Source organism: Rhodobaculum claviforme (genome assembly GCF_016653255.1).
Lineage (GTDB): Bacteria > Pseudomonadota > Alphaproteobacteria > Rhodobacterales > Rhodobacteraceae > Rhodobaculum > Rhodobaculum claviforme.
The window spans coordinates 1-4,762 of sequence record NZ_NHSD01000185.1; the positions used below are offsets into that span (position 1 = coordinate 1).

Annotated in this window: 5 protein-coding genes; all 5 read left to right on the plus strand. The window is 70.7% G+C overall.

Annotated elements, in window-relative coordinates:
* A partial coding sequence (locus tag CCR87_RS06115; RefSeq protein ID WP_201156674.1) for an MlaE family ABC transporter permease occupies positions 1-808 on the plus strand: 808 nt, incomplete at its 5' end.
* Entirely contained in the window at positions 805-1,593 is a 789-nt protein-coding gene (locus CCR87_RS06120; RefSeq protein WP_201156675.1) for an ATP-binding cassette domain-containing protein, read from the plus strand. The genes CCR87_RS06115 and CCR87_RS06120, both read left to right, overlap by 4 nt.
* A 3-nt stretch (positions 1,594-1,596) precedes the next feature.
* Positions 1,597-3,708, plus strand: a complete 2,112-nt coding sequence (locus CCR87_RS06125; RefSeq protein WP_201156676.1) for an MCE family protein — start codon at positions 1,597-1,599, stop codon at positions 3,706-3,708.
* Complete coding sequence (locus CCR87_RS06130; RefSeq protein ID WP_201156677.1) at positions 3,705-4,328, plus strand: ABC-type transport auxiliary lipoprotein family protein; 624 nt, start codon at positions 3,705-3,707, stop codon at positions 4,326-4,328. The genes CCR87_RS06125 and CCR87_RS06130 overlap by 4 nt, the downstream gene beginning before the upstream one ends.
* 66 nt (positions 4,329-4,394) lie before the next feature.
* Entirely contained in the window at positions 4,395-4,640 is a 246-nt protein-coding gene (locus CCR87_RS06135; protein ID WP_201156678.1) for a heme NO-binding domain-containing protein, read from the plus strand.
* The last annotated feature ends 122 nt before the right edge of the window (positions 4,641-4,762 follow it).

Genomic DNA, 4,762 nt, shown 5'->3' on the forward strand with positions numbered 1-4,762 from the left:
CCGCCGGAGCCTGAGCGACCGGCTGGAGGGGATCGGCCGCGCGGTGGCCGGGATCGCGCTCTACTTCGTGGAGCTGGTCGGGTTCCTCGGCCTGTTTCTCGCGCGGCTGATGCGCGCGTTCCTGCGCCCGCGCGACTTCCGACTGACCTCGCTGGTGCACCATTGTCAGGATGTGGGATGGGCGGCGGTGCCGATCGTGGCGCTGATGGCGTTCCTGATCGGCATCGTGCTGGCGTTCCAGGGCGCTGTGTCGCTGCGCCAGTTCGGGGCCGAGATCTTTGTCGTCGACCTGATCGCGGTGTCGATCCTGCGCGAGCTGGGCATCCTGCTGACGGCGATCATCGTGGCGGGGCGCACGGCGTCGGCCTTCACCGCCGCCATCGGATCGATGAAGATGCGCGAGGAAATCGACGCCATGTCGACCCTTGGCATCGACCCGGCACAGGTATTGTTCGTTCCGCGCATCCTCGCGCTGATTCTCATGCTGCCGATTCTCGGGCTGATCGCCAACGTCGCAGGGCTGTTCGGCGGGGCGCTGATGGCGTGGGTGGAGCTGGGGATCTCGCCCGCGATGTTCATGGTCCGGCTCGTGGAGGGGGTCAGCGTCGACCACGCCATCGTCGGGCTGGTCAAGGCGCCGGTGTTCGCGCTGATCATCGGCATCATCGGCTGCCATGCCGGGATGCAGGTGAAATCCAACGCCGAGTCGCTGGGGCGGATGACCTCGTCGGCGGTGGTGGCGGCGATCTTTGCGGTGATCGTGGCGGATGCGATGTTCTCGGTCTTCTTTGCGCAGGTGGGGCTGTGAGCGCGGATGCGGTGATCCGGCTGCGCGGCCTGCGCAACGCCTTCGGCCCGGCGGTGGTGCATGACGACCTCGACCTCGATATCCTGCGCGGCGAGGTTCTGGGCGTGGTCGGCGGCTCGGGCACGGGCAAGTCGGTGCTGTTGCGCACCATCGCGGGGCTGCGCCGCCCGCAGGGCGGCTCGATCGAGATCTTCGGGCAGGACGCGCTGGCGCTGAACGACGACGACCGCCGGACGCTGGACCGCCGGATGGGCGTGATGTTCCAGGACGGCGCGCTGTTTTCCGCCCTGACCGTGCGCGAGAACGTCGAGGTACCGATGCGCGGCGTGCCGGGGCTGGCGCGCGACGTGCGCCGGTCGCTGGCGGACCTCAAGATCGCGCTGTCGGGGCTGCCGTGGGCGGCGGGTGACAAGTACCCGTCCGAGCTGTCGGGCGGCATGCGCAAACGCGCGGGCCTTGCGCGCGCCCTCGCCCTGGACCCGGAGGTGGTGTTCCTGGACGAACCCACGGCCGGCCTCGACCCCATCGGAGCGACCGCGTTCGACGAGTTGATCAAGGGCCTGTCCCGGACGCTGGGGCTGACGGTGTTTCTTGTGACCCACGATCTTGATACGCTGCATGCGACCTGCGACCGGATCGCGGTGCTTGCGGAAAAGCGGGTGCTGGTGACCGGAACGATGGCCGAGATGCTGAAGGTCGATCACCCCTGGGTGCACGAGTATTTCCACGGCCCCCGCGCGCGGGCGGCACAGGACACCGCCGGACAGACCGGCGAGGAAGGGTAGCGGATGGAAACGCGCGCCAATTACGTGCTGATCGGGGCCTTTGCGCTGGCGGGATTTGTGGGCCTGATCGCCTTTTTCCTGTGGTTCGCGCGGGTGGAGCTGGATCGGCAGTTCACCTATTACGACGTGCGGTTCCCGTCCGTCTCGGGGCTGGCGCGCGCCTCCGAGGTGCGGTTTGCGGGCCTTCCGGTGGGCACGGTGGTCGATGTGCGGCTGTCGTCGGACGATGACCGGGTTGTGGTCCGGCTGGAGGTCGACGCCGGCACGCCGGTGCGGGTGGGCTCGGTTGCGACCATCGAATCCCAGGGCGTGACCGGGGTCAGCTTCGTGGGGATCTCGGCGGGCGATGCCTCCGCGCCGCTGCTGTCCGACACCGTCGAGGGCATCCCCGAGATCGAGCCCGGCCGCTCGGTGCTGCAAAGCCTGTCCGAGGACGCCCCCGAGATCGTCTCCGAGGCGCTGGCCGTGATGCGCCAGCTGTCGGAGATGTTCAACGAGGAGAACCGCGGCCGGGTGGAGATGATCCTGAGCAACCTGGAGCGGTCCTCGGAGGATCTGAGCGGGGCGCTTGATTCCTTTGCCAGCGTGACCGAGACGATCGGCCAGGCCTCGACCGACATCGCCGCCTTCACCCGCGAGCTCGAGCCGGTCATCAGCACCGTCGCGGGCACGCTGGAGACCTTTGACGGCGCGCTTTCGGAGGTCGGCGATCTGGCCGGCCGCGTGGGGCGCACGCTGGACGAGGGCGACGCCGTGCTCCGGGCCGCGCAGTCGGCGCTGGCCTCCGTCGACAGCTTCATGGCCGACGATGCCCCGGCGGCCGTGGACGAAGTGCGCCAGACCGCCGCCGCGCTGCGCACGCAGCTCGATACGCTGGGCATCGAGGCGCAGGACCTGATCGCCGAGTTCACCCGGACCGGACGCGCCGCCACCGCCCGCCTGACCGAGGCCGAGACCACGCTGGCGCGCGCCGACGGCTTGATCGAGCGGCTCGACACCACGCTGGAGACCGTGGAGCGCACCGCCGCCTCGGCCGATGCGCTGATCTCGGGCGATGGGGCGGAGTTCGTGGCCGCCGCCACCCGCCTGGCCGAGGACGACGTGCCGCGCGCGCTGGCCGACCTGCGCGCCGCCGCCGCCAGCGCGCGCACCACCGCCGATGATGTGTCGGGCCTGATCACCCTGGAGGCGCCGCGGCTGTTCGACGACCTGCGCAGCACCTCCGGCACCGTCCGCCGCGAGGTCGACAGCCTGGGCACCGAGGCGCGCGCGCTGATGGCCACCTATGCCGAGACCGGCGCCGCCGCCACCGCGCGGCTGAGCGAGGCCGAGGCGACGATCGCGGCGCTCGATGCCGCCCTGGCGCGCGTCGACGGCACATTGGCGAGCATCGAGCGCACCGCGGCCGCCGTCGAGGACATCGCCACCGGCGACGGCGCGGCCCTCGTGGCCGATGCGCGCACCATGATCGACACCGCCAACGCAGCCCTGGTGTCGGTCAACCGGATCGCGGAAACCGACCTTCCGACCATCATCGCCGATGTGCGTGCCGCCACCGGCACCGCCGCGCGCGTGACCGAGCAGGTCGGCGCCGACCTGACCGCCGCCGCGGGCCGGATCGAGGGGCTGTCGGACACCGCCAGCACCGCCGTGACCGAGGCCGGCGAGACCTTTGCCCGCGCACGCGCCACGCTGGATGCCATCGACGCGGCCCTCGTGACCGGCACGCGCACGCTGGATGCGGCCGAGCGGACCTTTGACGGCGCCAGCCGCGTTCTGGACGAGGACATCACCCCCATCACCACCGACCTGCGCAGCATGATCACGCAGCTGGAGGCGACCTTCGCCACCGTGGCCGAGGACTTTCCGCAGATCACCGCCGACCTGCGCGCGGCCTCCGCCAGCGCGGACAGCGCCTTTGCCGAGCTGGAGGCGATGGCCCGCGAAGCACGCGGCCCGGTGTCGGAGTTCGCCGCCTCGGCCCTGCCGCAATTCAGCCAGCTGGCGCGCGAGGCCCGCGGGCTGGTGACCAGCTTCGACCGGCTGGTGCGTCAGCTCGAACGTGATCCCTCGCGCGTCCTGTTCCGCAGCCCCCCGCCGGAGTTCCGCCGATGACCCTGCCCCGTCCCGCCTTGCCGTTCATGCTGCTGGCCGCCCTGTCGCTGGCGGGATGCGGCGGTCTTCTTGGCAGCAGCCCCGCGCTGGATGCCTATGAGCTGCGCGCCCCCGCGCAGGCGCCCGCCGCCGCCCGGAGCCTGGCGCGCGACGTGGTGGTCGAGGTGCCCGAGGCGGGACCGGCCATCGCCATCGACCGCATCCTGATCCGCCCCAACCCGGTCCAGGCGCAGTACCTGCCGGGGGCGCGCTGGATCGGGGATGCGCCGGTGATGGTCCAGGGGATGCTGGTGCGCACGCTTCAGGACGCCAACGCGTTTCGCTATGTCGGGCGTCGGCCGCTGGGACCGGGCGCCGATTTCGCGCTGGTCAGCGAGCTGACCGACTTCCAGGCCGAGCAGGTCGCCGACGGCACCCGAGTGCGCGTGCGCCTGTCGGTGCAGCTGGTGCGCGAACAGGATGCCGCGGTGATCGCCAGCCGCACCTTCCAGACCACCGCACCGGTGGACTCGCTGGCCACACTGGACGTGGTGCGGGGCTTCAACGCGGCCAGCGATACGGTCCTGCGAGAGGTGTCGGCCTGGGTGCTGGGGCGGCTGGGCGCCGGGGTCGCGGGCTGACCGGCTTCAGCATTGCTTAACCCGCAGGCGCGAAGCTGCAGGCCCACGGGTCTTGAGAATCTGCCGATGCACGGTCTGGTCAATCGCGCCTTGCAATGCTTCCTGCGCGACACCTATGGCGCGCAGGCATGGGCGGAGATTGCGCGGGCGGCGGGAGCGCCGGAGGGCGGCTTCGAATCGATGCTGCGCTACGACGATGCGCTGACGCTGCGGCTGATCTCCTGCGCCGCGACGGCGCTCGACCGTCCGGCCGAGGCGGTGCTGGAGGATCTGGGCACCTATCTCGTGTCGCACCCCCGGCGCCAGGTGTAGGAGGACGCGTCATTGAGTCCGTAAGGCGACACCCAGATTTACGAGGTGTCGCCTTGGCCTGATCGATTTCCTGGCAGGGGTTGTCGGGGGAGGACGATGGGTCGTCTCGAGATCGAGGGACG

Coding starts and splice junctions, on each gene's coding strand:
- CCR87_RS06135 (WP_201156678.1), top strand. CDS start 4,395: ATGCACGGTCTGGTCAATCGCGCCTTGCAATGCTTCCTGCGCGACACC.
- CCR87_RS06130 (WP_201156677.1), top strand. CDS start 3,705: ATGACCCTGCCCCGTCCCGCCTTGCCGTTCATGCTGCTGGCCGCCCTG.
- CCR87_RS06125 (WP_201156676.1), top strand. CDS start 1,597: ATGGAAACGCGCGCCAATTACGTGCTGATCGGGGCCTTTGCGCTGGCG.